Annotated in this window: 13 protein-coding genes; 6 read left to right on the plus strand and 7 right to left on the minus strand. The window is 59.2% G+C overall.

The genetic code is table 11. The annotated features are described in order from the left end of the window. Window positions 1–1,215 carry a restriction endonuclease subunit S gene (locus OGM60_07415; protein ID UYI98716.1) on the plus strand — a complete coding sequence of 405 codons (1,215 nt, stop codon included), beginning with the start codon at window positions 1–3 and terminating at the stop codon, window positions 1,213–1,215. A 71-nt stretch (window positions 1,216–1,286) separates the two neighbouring features. Here OGM60_07415 and OGM60_07420 read toward each other — a convergent pair whose 3' ends face one another. From OGM60_07420 to OGM60_07440, 5 genes are all read right to left on the minus strand, one after another. Further along, window positions 1,287–1,901 (minus strand): restriction endonuclease subunit S, encoded by a 615-nt coding sequence (locus tag OGM60_07420; GenBank protein ID UYI98717.1) that lies wholly within the window; start codon window positions 1,899–1,901, stop codon window positions 1,287–1,289. Further along, window positions 1,898–5,098 (minus strand): HsdR family type I site-specific deoxyribonuclease, encoded by a 3,201-nt coding sequence (locus OGM60_07425; GenBank protein ID UYI98718.1) that lies wholly within the window; start codon window positions 5,096–5,098, stop codon window positions 1,898–1,900. The genes OGM60_07420 and OGM60_07425 overlap by 4 nt, the downstream gene beginning before the upstream one ends. A gap of 211 nt (window positions 5,099–5,309) precedes the next feature. After that, a complete protein-coding gene (locus OGM60_07430) occupies window positions 5,310–6,044 on the minus strand; it encodes an exonuclease domain-containing protein (GenBank protein ID UYI98719.1) in 735 nt (244 codons plus the stop codon). A gap of 637 nt (window positions 6,045–6,681) precedes the next feature. Next, on the minus strand, window positions 6,682–8,073 hold the full coding sequence (locus tag OGM60_07435; protein UYI98720.1) for an ATP-binding protein: 1,392 nt from the start codon (window positions 8,071–8,073) through the stop codon (window positions 6,682–6,684). A gap of 175 nt (window positions 8,074–8,248) precedes the next feature. Beyond that, window positions 8,249–9,643, minus strand: a complete 1,395-nt coding sequence (locus tag OGM60_07440) for a purine/pyrimidine permease (protein UYI98721.1) — start codon at window positions 9,641–9,643, stop codon at window positions 8,249–8,251. A gap of 352 nt (window positions 9,644–9,995) precedes the next feature. Between OGM60_07440 and OGM60_07445 the strand changes: the two genes are divergently transcribed. The 3 genes from OGM60_07445 (at window position 9,996) to OGM60_07455 (ending at window position 13,969) form a co-directional block, all read left to right on the plus strand. Next, on the plus strand, window positions 9,996–10,652 hold the full coding sequence (locus OGM60_07445; protein ID UYI98722.1) for a PAS domain-containing protein: 657 nt from the start codon (window positions 9,996–9,998) through the stop codon (window positions 10,650–10,652). Between the two features lie 146 nt (window positions 10,653–10,798). Then, the gene (locus tag OGM60_07450; GenBank protein ID UYI98723.1) at window positions 10,799–13,294 is read left to right on the plus strand and encodes a U32 family peptidase; all 2,496 of its coding nucleotides are present in this window, start codon (window positions 10,799–10,801) and stop codon (window positions 13,292–13,294) included. A 15-nt stretch (window positions 13,295–13,309) separates the two neighbouring features. Next, window positions 13,310–13,969: an RluA family pseudouridine synthase gene (locus tag OGM60_07455; GenBank protein UYI98724.1), complete on the plus strand. Its 660-nt coding sequence runs from the start codon at window positions 13,310–13,312 to the stop codon at window positions 13,967–13,969. A 116-nt stretch (window positions 13,970–14,085) separates the two neighbouring features. Here OGM60_07455 and OGM60_07460 read toward each other — a convergent pair whose 3' ends face one another. Further along, on the minus strand, window positions 14,086–14,832 hold the full coding sequence (locus tag OGM60_07460; GenBank protein UYI98725.1) for a DeoR/GlpR family DNA-binding transcription regulator: 747 nt from the start codon (window positions 14,830–14,832) through the stop codon (window positions 14,086–14,088). 3 nt (window positions 14,833–14,835) lie between these two features. After that, window positions 14,836–15,915 carry a Gfo/Idh/MocA family oxidoreductase gene (locus OGM60_07465; GenBank protein ID UYI98726.1) on the minus strand — a complete coding sequence of 360 codons (1,080 nt, stop codon included), beginning with the start codon at window positions 15,913–15,915 and terminating at the stop codon, window positions 14,836–14,838. A gap of 422 nt (window positions 15,916–16,337) precedes the next feature. Here OGM60_07465 and OGM60_07470 point away from each other — a divergent pair, with 422 nt between their 5' ends. Both OGM60_07470 and OGM60_07475 read left to right on the plus strand, forming a co-directional pair. Continuing rightward, window positions 16,338–17,450, plus strand: a complete 1,113-nt coding sequence (locus tag OGM60_07470; protein UYI98727.1) for an IS110 family transposase — start codon at window positions 16,338–16,340, stop codon at window positions 17,448–17,450. A 648-nt stretch (window positions 17,451–18,098) separates the two neighbouring features. Further along, window positions 18,099–18,341, plus strand: coding sequence for a DegV family protein (locus OGM60_07475; protein ID UYI98728.1), 243 nt, complete (start codon window positions 18,099–18,101; stop codon window positions 18,339–18,341). The last annotated feature ends 105 nt before the right edge of the window (window positions 18,342–18,446 follow it).

The following is an 18,446-nucleotide window of genomic DNA, read 5'->3' on the forward strand; positions in this document are numbered from 1 at the left end:
ATGGCAGAGAAACAAAATACCCCAGAAATCCGCTTTGAGGGTTTCACTGACCCTTGGGAACAGCGTAAGTTGGGAGAATTTGGTTCGGTTGCGATGTGCAAGCGCATCTACAAAGAGCAAACCTCGGAGCAGGGCGATGTTCCGTTTTTTAAGATTGGAACTTTTGGTACGGATCCAGATGCCTTCATCTCCAATGAGCTGTTTGACTACTTCAAGCGTACCTATCCGTATCCAACCCCGGGCACGTTATTGATATCGGCTGCAGGAAGTATTGGGCGAGTTGTTGAATACCAAGGTGAAAAGGCATATTTTCAAGACTCAAACATTGTTTGGCTAGAACACGATCATAGATTGAACGATACGTTTCTCAAGCCTTTATATTCGCAAATTGAATGGGGCTTAGAAGGCAGCACGATTAAGCGACTTTACAACAAGGACTTACTGAGTGCAGAAGTCACTATTCCAGGCAGTGGAGAGCAAAAAGAAATCGGCCGTTTCTTTGCCAAGCTCGACAACCTCATCACCCTTCATCAGCGTAAGTACGACAAGCTGTGTACGGTGAAGAAGTCGATGCTCGACAAGATGTTTCCGAAACCCGGCGAGACCGAGCCCGAAGTCCGCTTTAAGGGTTTCACTGACCCTTGGGAACAGCGTAAGTTGGGTAACTGTGGGACAACCTATGGAGGTTTGACCGGCAAAACCAAAGAGGATTTCGGTCACGGCAACGCAAGGTTCATCCCGTATACCAATGTCTTCGATAACCCACTGACGGACACGAAGCGGCTCGAGGCAGTCGAAATTGATTCGAGCCAAAACCAGGTTGTGTATGGTGACGTATTCTTTACTGTGTCATCTGAAACGCCGGATGAAGTCGGAATGTCCTCTGTTTGGCTCTCTGACCAGGAAGATGTTTACCTCAACAGCTTCTGTTTTGGTTACAGGCAAGATTCAACGTTTGACCCGCATTACCTTGCTTATATGCTCAGATCAAGTTTGGTGCGTTCCAATCTCACTCTGCTGGCTCAGGGGATCTCTAGGTTCAACATCTCCAAAAACAAGGTGATGGAGTTAAGCGTTCCTGTTCCTTCTGTGGTAGAGCAGAAGCAGCTTGGCCAATACTTTACCAAGCTCGACTCCCTCATCACCCTTCATCAGCGTAAGTTGGATTTACTGAAGAATACGAAGAAATCGCTTTTAGACAAGATGTTCGTTTAGTTTTTTGACACAGGCATCACTCTGTGATCCCTGAAACCGTCGATTCGCATTAGCCGAATCGACGGTTTTTACTATTTGCGGCCGAGACACAAGACGTTATCGCCTTCTTGCTGCTGTCGCTGATGAAGGGTGATGAGGTTGTCGAGACCCTCTAGACAATCAGATATTGCTCGCTGTTCTTCGATGGTCGATGGTACTTCAGCCGTAATTTCAGCGAAACGTTCGTACCTCAGAGTTTGCGTATCTTTGGAGTTGCCCTGGGAGTTGCAGAGGTATTTGTAAAGCAATTCAGGCCTCTTCAACAGGTAGCCAAAGCAAGTCGAGTCAAGCTCGACTACAGGCTTTGCAACCACATAAGCTGGGCTTACGATACCGTTGTACCTGCTTGAACCGACCGCGCCCTGCCACATGCGCATGCTGTTGTACACGATGTCCCCAACGCGAACAATCTTATAATTGGCGATGCTTGCGCCAGGATTGGTGTCTCTTTCGGATTCGGATGCCGGATAGATACCGTTGGCTACGCTAACCGACAGGATTTCTTCGGTTGAGGAGCGCTCATCGCTTTCGACAAACAGCTCCCCCAACTTACGCTGTTCCCAAGTTGAAACGAGGGGACGCATGGTCGCATGCGTCCCCTCAGATAGACAAACTTTCGATTTCGCCTGTTCAAAAAAGCCGCTCATTCGTCGATGTCGAAGCCGCCTTCCAGGATGAACTTCTTCAACAGCGCCGCCGCACGGGTGTTCACCTTGAACAGAGGAAGCGTCTTGCCTTCCTTCTGCTCAAAGAAAGCCTTGGCGCGCGTCTTGTCCACCGAGTCCTTCAAATCGTCGAAGCGCCCGAACTCGTTAATGTTCGATTCCGTCAGGTCAAGCGCGGCCATGGTGGCAAGCAGCTCGCCGTCTATGCCGAGCGCCTCGACGATTCGCTCGACTTGAGCGTTTTTCGCCTTGCGGGCATAGGACGTGATGTAATCCCTCAACGTCTTGTCGTCTTCCAGGGCGACGTCCCCTCGCTCGACATCGTGAAGGAACAGCTCGGCGAAGCGCTGGTCATCCTGGCTTAGGGACGCGAACGATCGGTGGAGCTCCTCGCGCGCGGCGGCAAGACCCTCGTCGTCCTGCTCAAGGCATTTCAGCCACTTCTCGAAGTTCGCGTTCATGTAGTCGCTGTCTATGAGCCCCGTGTCGATTTCGGTTATATGACCATCGAGCTCGTAGGGCGCTTCGGGCGCGTCGCCAGGCCCGCCCCCTCCTGCGAACAACTCCTTGTAGCGCTGCACGAGAATGAGGTAGGTCCGCTCGTCGATGACCGGTTGCACGAAGAAGGACTTGCCCCTCGGCTCGCCTTCCTCCGGCTTCTCCTCAAACTCGTAGGTATCCTGCTCCCATGTGAAGCCCTGCACCTTTGCGGCCTCGAGGAACTCGTTGAGCTCAACGAACTCCTTGGCGAACTTGCGCCTGGCTTCCTGCGATGCGGGGAGCTTGGAGAGGTCCCCTACGCCAGCTGCTTCGAAGACCATGAGTATCTCCTGAAGGCGCGCGTCCATCAACGCGATATTCTCCGGTAGTTTCTGGACGAACATGTCGAGTGGGCGGTCTCCCGAATACAGCTTCACTGCCGCTTCGATATAGCCCTTCATGGTGTGGGGATGACGGTAATAGCGGATCGTGCCGAAGGGCTTGTCGGGGCCGAACAGGCGATTCGTGCGGCTGAACGCCTGGATGATGCTCTCGTAGTCGATGACCTTGTCGAGGTAGAGCGTGTTGAGCCATTTGGAGTCGAAGCCCGTGAGCATCTGGTCCACTACGATGAGCAGGTCGATGCGAGAGCCGCGGTTGGAGTCGACGTTGACGTAGGGCTTCTTGTGAGACAGGCGCGCCGAGATGTCCTTCTTCATGGCGGGCCATGTAGGGATGGTAAACTCCTGGCCGTATGCCTTGTTGTAGTCTTCTATGAGCTCGACCAGGGCATCTTCCCTCACCGTAGAGTCGGCGTTGTTGTCAATGCTCGGGTCGAAAAGGGCGGTCACCTTCATCTGCGGGGCGCGTTCCTTGAAGGCTCGGTAATAGTCGATCGCCTCCGGAATGGAGCTCGTCGCCAAGATTGCATGGAACTTGTTGCCATGGGAGAGCACCGGGAAACGGCGCAGGATGTCATCTACGACCTTTTCGTGGTGCGGAGTGCCGGGCCAGTATTGGGCGCGGGTGAGGAAATCCTCGATGCCCTTGATGCGGTTGCCAGCACTGTCGACCATCGGTCCCATGGGGACCTTTGCCGAGTCCATATAGTAGTAGAAGACCTTGCTCTTTCGATCGTCGAAGATAGCTTCGGCTACTGTTGCGGCTTTCGCTTGCTCTAGGGCGACCGCTTCGCGCACGTCGTGGTCGTCGAAGGTCGTCACCATATATGGGTCGAAGCCCAGGACGTTGCCGTCGCGGATGCCGTCTGCGATGCTGTAACGGTGCAGACACTCGCCGAACACCATGGCGGTGGTGGAGCCCTTCTTCTGGTTCTCGTCGAGAATCGGCGTACCTGTGAAGCCGAAGAACAGCGCGTTGGGGAACGCGCAGCGTATGTCCTGGAGCATCTCGCCGAAGGTGGAGCGGTGACACTCGTCAATGACGAACACGATCCGCTTGGAGGCCAGGCGGTTGAGTTCCGCCTGGGTGATTCTACCCTCACCGGCCTTCACGTTGCTCATCTTCTGGATAGAGGTCACGATGAGGCGGTTCTTGGGGTCGTCGCTCGCGAGCTTCGACTTCAGCACCTGCGTGTTCTCGGTCCCCTGCACGTCGTCGGCGTCGTCTGCGAACGCGCGGTACTCGGAGAGCGACTGCGTGCCCAGCTCGATGCGGTCCATGAGAAAGATCACCTTGTCGGCGTCGCGCGAGTCGGCTATGAGCTGGGCAGATTTGAAGCTCGTCATGGTCTTGCCGGAGCCGGTGGTATGCCATATGTAACCGCCGGGGCGCCCCGGGGTGCTGCTCTTGGGTCTCTCGTCCCATTTGCACCTGCGCACCTTGTCGGATATGGCGGAGGCTGCGTAGTACTGGTAGCTGCGCATAACTTTCAGGCAGCCGTCCGAACTGTCGGCCACGGTGTAGAAGCCAATGAGCTGGTGCGCCATTGGAATGGAAAGCAGCGTGGAGGTGAAGCGTTTCCATTCGTCGGTTCCGGGTTTGTCGCCCGCGCAGACGGGCTCGTTGTTGAAGTCTTCCCAGTGGAAGAAGAAGTTCGGGTTGAACGTGCCCGTGCCAGGGTTGGCGAAATAGCGCGCCTCGTCGGGGGTCATCCCCACGAAGATCTGCGTCAGGCGGAAGAGCCCCGTGAACACGCCCTCGTGGGCATACTTTTCAATCTGACCAGTGGCCTGGCTGACGGGGATGCCGCTGCGCTTGAGCTCGATATGGATGACCGGCATGCCGTTGATGAGCAGGCACAGGTCTCCACGGCGGTCGTTCAGGATCTTGTTCTTCGCAGGATAAACCGGCTGCTGAGCTATCTGGTAGCGGCTCTGGCCGGCTGCGATCTCCTGACGATCATAAATCTTCAGACTCACCTCCTTGCCCAGGTGAAGTGTGTCGTCGGGGTTGTCGCGCGTGACGGCGACGGTCTTTCCGTTGATGAACCCGTTGAGTGCGAGTGGGGTCTTGAGCGTTTCGATTTGTTCGATGACCTGCGCCATCTCGCCCTGGGTGAGCGGGCAGCCGTTCAGGCGGTCTATGTCGGCGTTGTTCTGGAACAGAATCTTCGCCCAGTTGTCGATGAGGTCCTGCTCGGTGGGATAGCGAAGCACGCCCCCCGCGTCGTCCCAGCCGTGCTGCTTCAGCACGGTGATGACCGCTTCCTCGAACGCTGCCTCTTTATCGAAAACCATAGCAAAACCTATCTGCACAATTGCAAAAAGCGCATTTAACTGTTCCAAACATTATAGGTCACGCGGCAATTTCCCCGGGATGGCTCAAGCCCATTACAGTGTGTAATAGGCCATCGATAAATTTCGATGGCGAGCATTCGGCGCATTGCCTACGATACGGACAAGCCCCGAGGGGCCGCCGATCAGGCGCCTCCGGATGGCCGTCTGCCCCCTACCTCCCCCCCGCCTTCAGCTTTAGCAGCAGGTCGCCCAGCTCGGGGCACTTGCTAGAGAGGCGCGTCTGGGGTCGCTCGCCCGTCCCCCACCGTTGGCGGATCTCCTGGGCGCGCGGACTCACGTGATAGTCTCCGTCCATCGCCTGCTTGAGCAACTTAGCGGTTACGCGCGCATCGGCTAGGGCACTGTGGGCATGGCCCGTCGACTCGTCAAACTCGATGCCAAACCACGTCGCCGCGTCACTCAAAGAAACGCGTCCGTGGCTGCCCACGTCCATGATCGAGGTATAAAACGCCTGCAGGTCGGCCCAGTCCGTAGGAAATGCGGAAAGGTCGATGTGTTTTGCCTGACACTCGGTCAAAAGCTGTCGACGGTCCGTCCCGCTCCAGCAAACTATCTGGGCGGAGTAGCGACCGATCCAATCGCTGAGCCTTTTGATCACCATGTAGAGCGGATCGGCCATCGCGGTGTCCACGGCCGATATCCCTGTAAGCTCGCGGACGGGAAACGCAACGCCTTCGGTAAATTCCGTCTGCACAAACTGCGAGAACTCACCCATAACGTTACCGTGATAATCGAGCTTGACGGCGCCGACCTCGATAATCTCGTTGCGCAGTCCACGGCGCTGGCGCTGTTTTGGCACCGGCGCAAACTCAAAGTCCAGCACAATCTGGCGCGCAAAGTTCGTCGTATCGATAGCCGAGATACCCGGCGTCTTTTCAGCTGACACGGTTAGGGCCTTTCTCCGTTGCTTGCCGCTTGCTACATAGGCGGCTACATTGCCGTAAGGATAGGCGCTCGTGCGGACATGAAAGCAGGGCGCAATGCCACGCGCCAGGCACTTGCCACACAGACGGTTCTAAAGGGAACACCGCTTTATTCAAATGTGTGAAAAAAATTTAGGCCCGGTGACTTGAATCAGCGGTCATCCCGGGCCCATCAGAGCTCACAGAGCTCTTGGTTGCTTTGGTCTTGCTCTTCACGGCGCTTATCGAACTTTCCGAGGCACTCAAGCAGCATTCGAAGCATAACAAGTCGCTGTCATTAAGGCACTGACCTCTTGACCAAGCAACGGCGCTGCCCAGCTATCCACAACTTGGGCTGCCGTCAACTTTATTCTATCCGCGAGCATCTGGTTTACCAAATGGATTTTCGGTAAAGGAAGCACGGCACGCCCGCAAAACCACTACGCCCCAAGTGCCGCCATGGGAATCACCGCCACGCCATCGTCGCGTGTGTAGGCAATGCTCCCCTTTCCAACCATGACCGCCAAAAACGCCGGCGCGGCATTCTGAGACGCGCTTTCCGCTTGAAGGGCGATCCGGAAAGCGCGATCCATTCCGAGCATTACATCAGAGCGCGCTTGGTTATCTCCGCTCGCACATCTCGGCAAACGAGATCAGCTTGGTATCTCCCCTGTTCGCCGCAGCTTCCTGACATCTTTGCGTAAAGCCGCTTTTTGAGAAAAGTGCATAGCTTTTGTGCTGCCGTCTAAAGAGCTCGCTTCGGTGCACGAGCTTTTGCAGCACGTCTTCGCCCGCCGGTTCATTGCGCCATTTGCACTCCGCAAACAGCGCAGCGCCCTCGCCATCGTCAACAATCAAGTCGATTTCTTCCTGCGTATGCGTGCGATTATCCGTCCCCCACCAGCGCCCGACGCTCGCCGGAACCACATCGAGCTGGCCCGCGCGCGCGAGTTCGTACACGTATTGTCTGCATATAAGCTCAAAGACCGTACCCATGTAATCCGATACGTGCGGCTCAATGCGCTTATACGCCATCTCGGCCATATCGTTTTGAATCAGCCCAATGTTCTGCGGCACAAACTTGTACCAGAACCTAAACATCTGGTCGCTCAGCAGATACACGGCTCGCTTATTGCTCGTCTCGTTTAGGGGCAGCTCGCGCTCGACAATCCCAAGCGACGCCAGCTTATCCACATAGCTCTTTACGTTGCTCGCAGGGATTCCCGTAGAGCTCGCAATCTCCGAGATCTTCGAGCGCCCCTGAGCAATTGCTTGCACGATCGCATCATATTGCTCGGGATTGCGGCACTCTTGCAACAGCAGGTTACTCGGCTCCTCAAAGAGATAGCCCGTAGGAGTAAGGAAAAGACGTTTGATGTTGTCCTTGAGCGGTGCGGCGGGATCGACTTTCTCGATATACGCAGGAATGCCGCCCGTCATGCCATAGCAAACCGCAGCGTCTTCGCGACCCATGCTCTGCCACAGGCCGAGGGTCGTCGTAAAATCGAGCGGCATGATCTTAAACTGGGCCGTGCGCCTACCGTATAGTGGGCTCTCATACCCCAACACCTGCTCTTCCATGAACGAAAGCGACGACCCGCACAGGATAAGCATGAGCTTGGTCTCTTTGTACAAGTGATCGATCTTGTCTTGCAGCAACGAGCTGATCTCGGGATTCGATTGGGCGAGATAGGGGTACTCGTCAATCACGACAATCAAACGTACCGTGCGAGCCATGGTGGCCAATGCATCGAACGCCTCGTCAAAACTACGAAACGACGCACCTGCAGCACCAACCGAGCCTGCAAGTATCGCCTGACTAAAGCCGTGCAGGTTTGCCTCTGCATTGGTACGACGAGCTTGAAAGTAAATAGCCTTCTTGCCTTGGATGAACTCTGTGATAAGGCGCGTTTTACCCACACGACGGCGACCGTAAATCACAGGCATCTCAAAGGAGCCCGTGCCATACAGTCGATTGAGCTCGGACATTTCCGCTGTTCTTCCGATAAACATAGGGCCATCCTTCTTTTACGTTATAGCTAGCTATATTATACCTTCCTATAATATGTCTAGCTATAACGTAATTCGACAAGCGGCGCACGCAAAAGGGGCGGTTGAAGTGCAGCTTGACGCCGCATGACGTCGGCGGACGAGGCGATACGTCCGCCGACGAATAGCACCGAATTGGTTACTTCTTGCTCTCGGGCAAGACCAGATCCACGGCAGCGTCCTTGGCAGCATCGATGTGCTGAGCCACGACCGGCGTCTGCGGAAGGATCAGGTTAAGGACAATGGCCATGATGGCGGTGGGGGTTACGGCATTGGAGCCGATGACGGTGGACACCCAGGTGGGCATACCCTCGCCGGCAAGGCAACCGCTGGCCATCCAGATACCCAGGCCAAAGACGACGGAGGTACCGACGATGGTGGTAGTGCGCTGCGTGAGGCCCTCGCGGGTGAACATGCGCACGCCGTTCATGGTGATGGTGCCAAAGACGCCGACGGTCGCGCCGCCGATGACGGGCTGCGGGATAGCGGAAAGGACGGCAGAAAGCTGCGGGAACAGACCGGCGATGGCAAAAACGGCCGCGATGGTCACAAAAACCCACTTGTTGACGACCTTGTTGGAGCAGATGATGCCCACGTTCTGGCCAAGGGCGCTGGTGGGAAGACCGCCCAGCAGACCGCCGACCATAGATGTGATGCCCTGGGACACGATAGCGCCAGAGAGCTCGCGCTCGGTGGGCATACGGTCGATGGAGCCCAGGCAGGCGGCGGAGACGTCACCGATAACCTGGATGGCAACCATGGGGAACACGACGGCGAGGGTAATGCAGACCTCGGGATCAAACTCGAGCGCGTAGGGCATGAGCTTGGGAAGGGCGAAGACCTGAGCGGTGGCGACGCTGGAGAAATCGATCATGCCAAAGGGGATTGAAACGATCATGCCAACGATCATGCCAAAGAACACGGATCCCAGCTTGAGCGTGCCCTTGCCAAAGTTGGCGAGCGCAAAGACCACGGCGAACGTGATAAGAGCGACGCACCATGCCTGCGGGGTGCCCCACAGCGGCGTGCCCATACCGCCGGCCATGTACTTGACGGCCGTGGGATACAGCGAAACGCCGATGGAGAAGATGACCGTACCGGTCACGACGGGCGGGAACAGCCACTTAATCTTGCTGTAGGCCAGACCAAAGAGGGCCGCGACAGCACCGCCGACAATCTCGCCGCCCAGCAGCGCACCAAAGCTAAAGCCCGAGGCACCCATGGCCTGAAGGGCCGGCAGGAACGCGAACGAGACGCCCATGACGATGGGCAGGCCGCCGCCGATGCGACGGAAGGGAGCGAAGGCCTGAAGGGCCGTGTCGAGTGCCGAAAGAATGAGCGCGACCTGAATGATGTCGGTGCTCTGCTGGCTATTAAAGCCGTAGACGCCGGCCATGATGACCGCCGGGGTAATGATGCCGGCAAACGATGCCAACACGTGCTGAAGGGCACACGGGATCATTTCCTTAACGGGCGGCATGCCTTCACGAGTGAACAGGGCTTCAGTGCCGTTCGTAACCGTCTCCTGGGCCATTTGACCACCAATCCTCGAGGTAGTTGTTTTCGCATCTAGCGTTCTATTGTGACGCAGTGCGGGGCTGAGGTTGTGCCTTCGTTGCATATCGTATTGAAGATTTTCCTCATATTTAATAATAATTTTTTGTTATCAGACTATTCTTCAGCTGACATATAACATTTCAGTAGGTCAGAAATGTGTCCGCTTAAACTACCATCTAACTTTTCTTTTGGTCGACCGTTTACTGCCACATTCCTACCGCCCGTCTATATTACGCAATGTACCTGCAAATATGCGAGTCAATTGACACCGTGTTACCATGAGAAAAAATTGTTATGAACATTTCCGATTTCACCCAAAGGAGTTGCTCGTGAACGAGACCGTACGCCGCTTTTTGCCGATGGTCGATTTCCTGGAGCAGATACTCGGCAAAAACAGCGAAATCGTCCTGCACGATTTCTCGGATCCCGACCACGCCATCGTCGATATTCGCAACGGTATCGTGAGCGGCCGCAAGATTGGCGGACCCGCTACCGATCTGGCACTCAAGATTATGCACGATGGTAAATATCGCGATCTGCCGTTCATTACGGGCTACGAGGGCCGCGGCGCCGGCGGCAAGACGCTGGAGTCCGCGACGTACTTTATCCGTGAGAACAACGAGATCGTCGGCATGCTCTGCGTCAACACCGATCTTTCGGCCGTGCGCAACATCAACGCCATGGCCCAGCAGCTTATGGCCTGCTTCGACGCTGCGCCGGTCCGCACTGAGCCCTCCCCTATCGAAGTCGAGAGCCTTTCGGAGTCCACACAGGAGCTCATCGACCGCAGTATTTCCGAGCTTCTGAGCGCGCGCGGGCTGGATGTAGCGTCGCTTGGTCAGAGCGACCGCGTGGACGTTATTCGCCACCTTAACGGCAACGGCGTATTTATGCTCAAGGGCGCCGTTGCCTGTGCTGCCACCGCGCTGGGCATCTCTGAGCCCAGCGTCTACCGCTATCTGCAAAAAGTTCGCAAGGAGGGCTAACCCACTGATCCCTTGGGGACGGAGGAAAACGGATCATTTTTGCCCGAGAGGCTGCTGAAGACTTTGTCCTGCTTAGGCTGCGGGCATCGCCCATCGCGACGGCGCCACTATACTTTCGAATAACTGAGCATTTTGAAAGGCAGGATATGACCGCAACCGCCAGTCGAACCACCAACCGCAGGCCCGAGCTTTTGGCACCCGCCGGAGGCCCGGAGCCCTTTGCCGCCGCGCTCGCCGCCGGGGCAGACGCCATCTACTGTGGCATGGGCAGCTTCAACGCCCGCCGCAAGGCAACGAACTTTACCGACGAGGCCTTTGAGCAGGCCTGCCGCGCCGCGCACCTGGCCGGCTCGCGCGTCTACGTCACGGTCAACATCGTCATCAAGGAATCCGAGATGAGCGATGCGCTGCAGCTCATCCATCGTTGCTCCACGCTGGGCGCCGACGCCTTTATTATCCAGGACTGGGGCCTGTTCTTTGAGGTCAAGCGCACGATGCCCGGCATCGAGACGCACATCTCAACCCAAGCAAACATCCACGACGACCGCGGAACCCTTTGGTGCCGCGAGCAGGGCGCCGACCGCGTGACTCTCTCGCGCGAGCTTTCCATCGACGAAATTGCCACCATTCACGATGCCGCGCCCGATGTGGACCTTGAGGTCTTTAGCCACGGCGCCATCTGCTTTTGCTACTCGGGCTTGTGCCTGCTTTCGAGCTTTGCCATGGCGGGGCGATCGGCCAACCGCGGCATGTGCGCCCAGCCCTGCCGCCTGCCCTACGAGCTGATCGACGAGAACGGACGTACGCTCTCCCCTGCCGGTCGCGAGCGCGCTCTATGCCCGCGCGACACCAACACTTCGCAGCTCGTTCGCCGTCTGTATGACGCCGGCGCCGCGTCGCTCAAACTCGAGGGCCGCATGAAGGCGCCCGATTACGTGTACTCCATCGTTGATGTGTATCGTCACGAAATTGACGACATGCTATCCGGAGCCGCCGTTACCAAGGACGAGGAAGCCGCCCGCCAGCGCCAGCTCAAGCGCTGCTTCAACCGCGACTTTACGCACGCCTATCAGGACGGCACCTCGGGCGACGAGATGATGAGCTACGAGCGGTCCAACAACCGCGGCCAGATCGTGGGCACGGTGCTGGGCAGCCGCCCGGCCAACCGCGATGTGCGCGGCCTCAAGCCCGACGACCGCCGTCGCCGCGCCGCCATCGCCCGCATTGAGTTGTTTGAGCCCGTGGGCAAGGGCGACTTGTTGGAACTTCGCCACGACGACGAGTTCGACCAGTTCCTAACCACCATTGCCGCCGATGATGCCGCCGCGGGCGACATCATCGAGTGCCGCGTGCCCCGTAGCATGCCCGAGGGCTGCCGCGTGCGCGTCATCCGCAGCCAGCGCGCCATCGATGCCGCCGGTGCCGCGCTCAAGCGCGACGTGCTGCGCCGCCGCGCCGTAGATGTGTCCGTCGTGGCGCGTCTGGGTGAGCCGTTTACCGTTACGCTCACCTGCTGCGACGACCCCGCGCTCACCGCCACCGCCACCGGCTTTACCGTCGAGGCAGCCAAGACTCGCGCCGTCGAGGCGGCCGATCTGGTGGAGCACGTCGGGCGCATGGGCTCCTCGCCCTTTGAGGCTGCGAGCTTTGATGTGGCGCTCGATGAGGGTTGCGGCATGGGCTTCTCCGCCGTGCACAAGGTGCGCGCCGCCGCCTGCAAGGCGCTGGAGGAGGCCATTCTGGCACCGTATGACGAGCGTGCCCGTACGCTCGAGCTGCCGGCGATTGTCACCAGTGATTCCCGCCCCATGCCCGAGCACTACCGCGACGAGCCGCAGATCTGCGCCACCGTCACCACACTCGAGGCCGCCGAGGCCGCTCGCGCCGAGGGTGCAACGCGCATCTACATGACCACCGACGCGCTCGATGCGGCCGAGCTCTCCCCCGCCGATGCGCTTGAGCAGGGCATCGTACCCGTACTCGACGAGGTCTGCCGCGCCGTTGACCACGTACGCGTCGACCCGTGGGTTGTTGCCGGCGCCACGGTCGCTATTGGCAACATCTCTGAGCTTGCCCTGGCCGCCCAGGTTGGCGCCACGGCGGAGGTCCGCTCTTGCCTGCCCGTGCACAACACCCCTTGCATGGAGGCACTTGCCGAGCGCGGAGCCGGCGCGTTTTGGCTCTCGCCCGAGATCACGCTCGACGAGATCGTCTCGCTTGGCACCTCCGCGCCCGCAGCCCTGGGCATCACCGTGTTCGGCCGCCCGCGCGTTATGACGAGCGAGCACTGCATCCTGCAGGTTGCCAACGGCTGCATCCACGATTGCGCCAACTGCCGCCTGCGCGCCCGCAAGCTGTCGCTCAAGAATATCGACGGCAAGGTCATGCCGGTCCGTACCGACATCCACGGCCGCTCACGCTTGTACGACGCCTACCCCATCGACCTCACGCCGCAGGTTCCGCAGCTGCTCGATGCCGGCGTGCGTCGTCTTATGGTTGACGGCGCACTGCTCGAGACGGATGAGGTGGGCCGCGCTGTCGCACGCGTCCGTCGCGCCGTCGAGGCTGCGCAGGCCGGCCGTAAGCCCGCCGCGCGCCTGCGCGGGGCGACCTCGGGCTGCATGTTTGTGGGAATTAGCTAACCGAAAGGCTTACACGTGAACGAAGAACCTCAAGTCCTCTACTGCGACGCCTGGCTCATGGCCATCGACAAGCCCGCCGGCATGATCGTCCACGGCGACGGCACCGGCGAGCGCACGCTCACCGACTACGCCAGCGATCTGCTGCTGGCGATGGGCGACGGCTTTGCCGCGACCGACATGCAGCCGCTCAACCGCTTGGACCGCAACACCACCGGCGTGGTGCTGTTCTCACTCGACAAGCAGACGCAGCCCGCCTGTGACCAGATGATCATCGACCACGCGTTCGAAAAGCACTACCTGGCGCTCGCCGAGGGCAAGATCGACTGGAACGAAAAGCTCATCGACAAGCCCATCGCCCGCGACCGACACGACAGTCGAAAGATGCGCGTCGGCGCCAGCGGCAAGCCGTCTCAAACGCGCGTGAAGGTGCTCAAGCGTCTTAAGAGCCGTCGTGGCCTGCCCACGCGCTCGTATATTGATGTCGAGCTGCTCACCGGCCGTAAGCATCAGATCCGCGTGCACCTGGCAAGCGAGCATCATCCCCTGGTTGGCGACGACCTGTACGGAACGCCGCGTCCCTGCGGCCTGATGCTCCACGCCCACAGCGTATCCTTCACGCATCCCGTAACCGGCGAGCACATCCACATCGAAGCCCCCTGCCCCTGGGAGCCCTAAAACCTGCCAAAAAGGGACAGGTTTATTTTGGCAGGTTTTATCTGGACAAACGTCAAAACCACCACAAAGGTTCCTGCCCCTTCGCGGTGGTTTTGGCCTTAGCCCGTCCCTTGCTGTTAGACCGTGATGACGTTGTCCATTGCCCGGTACTTGGCAGGGACATCGCCTGCGGTAATAATCGTTGCGTCACGGAAGTCCGCGAACTTGACGGGCGCCACCATGCCAAATTTACTGGCGTCCGAGATTACGAAGCGCTTGGCCGTATGGCGCATCGAGATACGTTTTACTTGCGCCTCCTCGATATCGGGCGCCGTGAAGCCCTGCTCGGCGGCAATGCCGTTAGAGCCCCAAAAGCCACAGTTGAAGTTGTAGCGGTCTAAGGTTGCCAAGGCATCGGGGCCAACGAGCGCCTCGGTCTCGGGTTTGAGCTCGCCGCCCAGCACCACGGTACGCATGCCGCGCAAAGCGAGATGCTGAGCATGGAGCACGGAATCAGTCACATAGGTGACACCTTCAAGGTGTGGAAGATGCTCGATGAGCCTGAGCGTCGTCGAGCCCGAGTCGATGTATACAAAGCTCTCGGGCTCCACCAGCGCCGCCGCACGGGCGCAGATACGTTCCTTGTCGTCGTTATGGAGATCGCTGCGCTCATTAAGCGTTAGGTCGCGCGTCACGTGCGCGCGCTCCAGACTTGTCGCGCCTCCGTGCACCTTGGCGATACGGTGTGCTCGGTCGAGCGTCTGCAGGTCGCGCCGAATGGTAGACGCCGTCACGCCCAGGGCTTCGGCAAGCTCCGGCACGGTAACCGAGCCGGTCTGCTGAACCATCGACACGATCGCGTTGAGCCTATCTTCCGCTAGCATCGCTTACTCCTCCTCGGGGTACACGACTCCCCAATCGGCGCGAAGCTTGGTCATAAGCTCCATAACATCAGAAGCATAGCCCAGAAGCTCACGCTTCGAATCATCGCCGGCAACGGCCCTCTCCAGGTCGGCCATCTCGTAGCACAGAGCGTATGCCTCGGTGCCAGCGTGGACCTCCTCACGGTGACCGTCTGCAGTCCACACGATGGTCGCGTGATCGGCACGCGGATAATCGTTGACCTCGATATAGCACTTGTCGAAGCTAATGACCGAGCGCTTGGGCTGCTTGGAGTGAAGCGTAAGGCTCACGACGCCCAGCTGCTGCTCGGCATTGCGGCAGACGATGCCGCCCGCAACATCGACTCCAGTCTCGCAGGTGTTGCCTAGAGACACGACCTCGGCGGGCTGGCTCGCCATAAACAGGCGCATGACGGACAGGGCATACACACCAATATCGAGCATGGCACCGCCGGCAAGGTTGCGATTGTAGAAACGGTTGGTCAGGTCGCCGTACTCCTTGTAGCTACCAAAGTTGAGCTGAGCGAGGTTCATGCGGCCGAACTCGCCGGCATCCATGCGGCGACGCAGCTCTTGATACAAGGGCATGTGGAGCACCGTGGTAGCGTCCATAAGGACCACGTTGTGCTCGGCGGCAATGGCACGGGCCTCATCGAGTTCAGCGGAATTGAGGGTAATAGCCTTCTCGCAGAGCACGTGCTTGCCGGCTGCCAGGGCAGCGCGCAGATAGGTGATATGAGTGTTGTGCGGGGTAGTGATGTAGACGGCGTCGATGCCAGGATCGGCGTAGGGGTCCTCAACCGTGTCGTAGACCTTCTCGATGCCATACTGCTCGGCAAAAGCCTGAGCCTTGGACGGCGTACGGTTGGCGACGCCCGCAAGCTTGCGACCGGCAAGAGCAAGGGACTGAGCCATCTGGTTGGCGATAACGCCGCAACCGATGACGGCCCAATGGAGCTCGGGAGCCGTAAAAATATCGTCGGGGAACGGCTTGTCCTGGACCGAAGCGAACGCTGCTTTGGCGGCTGCCGCGGCGTCGAGCGGAGCCTGCTTGGAATCTGCCATTATGTGCCTCCTGTGTCATAGAACGCCTTGCTTTCTGACAGCTCTATATTCGCACAAACACGCGCTTCTGTGCGCGTTTTTGCGTATCTCACCGCTAAACGGTCATTTTTATCCCGTAAACGGCGCATCTATACGCATATTCACGCAATCCCACGCACGTAAATGCGCACAAATGCGAACCGGTCATTGCTCAGAGACAGGGGCTTATGCTTAGAACTCAAAAGACAGGATGATCCGCTTCGCCTCGTCGCTCATGGCGCGCTGCAGCTCTAAGGACCGTCCCAAACTGCCGACAGAGACGATATGAGCAGGACATAAAACATTGAGAGCCCCTGCTGCATGAAAGACCGCGGATTAGGCCGACAATGGTGAGTGTCTAATTCAGCCGCGGCGGCCACGCCGCATTCATGGAAGGGGCTCCCATGCTCGATACTACCACCTTCGTCGGCCTCGACGTCCACGCCCGCTCGATAAAGGCCGTCTCCCTCGACGTCATGACCGGGGAGGTGCGCGCCGCGACCTTCGGCTACGACGCCGGCGCCGTCGCGGAGTGGGTACGCTCCGTGGACCCCGGGGCCAGGTGCGTGTACGAGTCCGGGGTCACGGGCTTCGACCTGCAGAAGAGGCTCTCCGGCCTGGGGGTCGACTGCGTGGTCGGCGCCGTCTCGAAGATGATCAAGCCCAGCGCGGACAGGCGCAGGAAGAACGACCGCAACGACGCCGAGTTCCTCGCCCGCATGCTGTCGGTCGGCAACGTGGTCGAGGTGTGGGTCCCCGACGACGAGTGCGAGGCCGCCCGCGACCTGACCAGGGCGCTCGAGGACGCGAGGGACGACCTCTCGCGCTCGAAGCAGCGGCTCTCCAAGTTCCTGCTAAGGCACGGGCTCGTCTTCGACGAGAGGACGCCCACCGGCCGCAGGAAGGGCAACTGGACCCGGGCGCACTGGTCCTGGATCGAGTCGATTAGGTTCGCGGAGGGGGCCGACAACGACGCGCTCGCCTACTACGTCGACGCGGTCAGGCGGGCTGCGGAGGAGAAGGCGAGGCTCGAGGGGCTCGTCGAGGCCGAGGCCCGCAAGCCCAGGTGGAGGAGGAGGGTCGACTCCCCGCGCTGCCTCAAGGGCGTCGACACCGCTTCCGCCGCCGACCTCGTGTTCGAGGCCGGCGAGTTCTCGAGGTTCAGGAACGCCCGCTCGTTCGCGGCGTGGGTCGGCCTGACGCCCTCCGAGCACTCCAGCGGGGAGAGCGACCGAAGGGGCGCGATCACCAAGGCCGGCAACAAGCACCTGAGGAAGACGCTGGTCGAGGCCGCGTGGCACTACCTGACGTGCTCGGGGCGGCCGAAGGACCTCGCCAAGGGCCAGGCCCCGGACCGGGGCGCCCGGAGGCATGCCGCCAAGGGCGTGCGGAGGCTGGTCGAGAGGCGCGGGGCCCTGCTCGCGCGCGGGGTCCACAACAACAAAGCGAACGTCGCCACGGCGCGCGAGCTCGCCTGCTGGGTGTGGGCGGTCGGCCTCATGGCCGAGGAGGCGTAGGGGGCGGCCCCCCGCACATAAGCCAGTCACCCCGGAAGCGGTTCGATCCGAAGCCGTTGAGGCGAACCTCAGGTCCCTTTTCTGCGAGCGCCCAGGGCGCCACACGCGTGCACAGACTGTCGGTTCGACGTAGAAGCCTCAGCCGTAGCAACGGATTGCCCAGCGAGAGATCGCCACGGGCGGATATTAAACTGCAAAGACGAGCGTCGGTAAGACACGCCGAGGTCGCCGCGGACGGGTTGATATAGGGAGAGGGCCTGACCCCATATCGTTGGGGCCAGGCCCGATTTTGCCTCTTGACAATGTCCTGCTCATATTAAAAGGAACGTTCCAAACTGCAGACAGAAAAAGAACGTCCCCAGGCGCCGGCATTTCAAGAGCACTCATTTAAGTCTGTCCCCAATGAGTGGGAGTAATCAGAGACCCTTTGCGAGGGAGGCCGGACGTGGCCTTCCTCGTTTTTATTCATGGACTTTAGTCCGTGCCGCGCGGCACGCGCGGCATAGAAAGCCACCCGCTCAGCGGGTGGAGGCCAATTTCCGCTACGCGACAAAAACCTTCCCCCTAGCATGAGGATTGTTCAGGTCATCATACTAGGGGGAAGGTGATTGCTGTGGCCCAGAAAGCCAACAGCCTCGCGCACACGAAATGGCTGTGCAAGTACCGCATCGCACCGAGGTCAAGCTCATCGCCGCCATCGTCGAGAAGCACCCCAAGGTGCGCTTTGCCGCGAGCCGCACCTCGGCCCACGCCGACCTCTACGACCGCATGGAGCAGGCCCTGTGCGAGTGCGTGGCCAACGCGGTGGAGGTCGTCCGCTCCGACATCAGCCCCGCGCTTCTTGTCCACACCGGTCCAAACCTCGTGGGTGTGGCGGTCCAGGGACTCTAGCGGAGGCGGGGCGTCCTGCCCCAAAAACAAATGCAAAAGACGAGCACTTCTTGCCGCTCAATTGGCAAGAAGCGCTCGTCTTTTCTTAACGCGTTGTATGGCGGA

This window comes from Coriobacteriaceae bacterium, assembly GCA_025757745.1.
Taxonomy (GTDB): Bacteria; Actinomycetota; Coriobacteriia; order Coriobacteriales; family Coriobacteriaceae; genus Collinsella.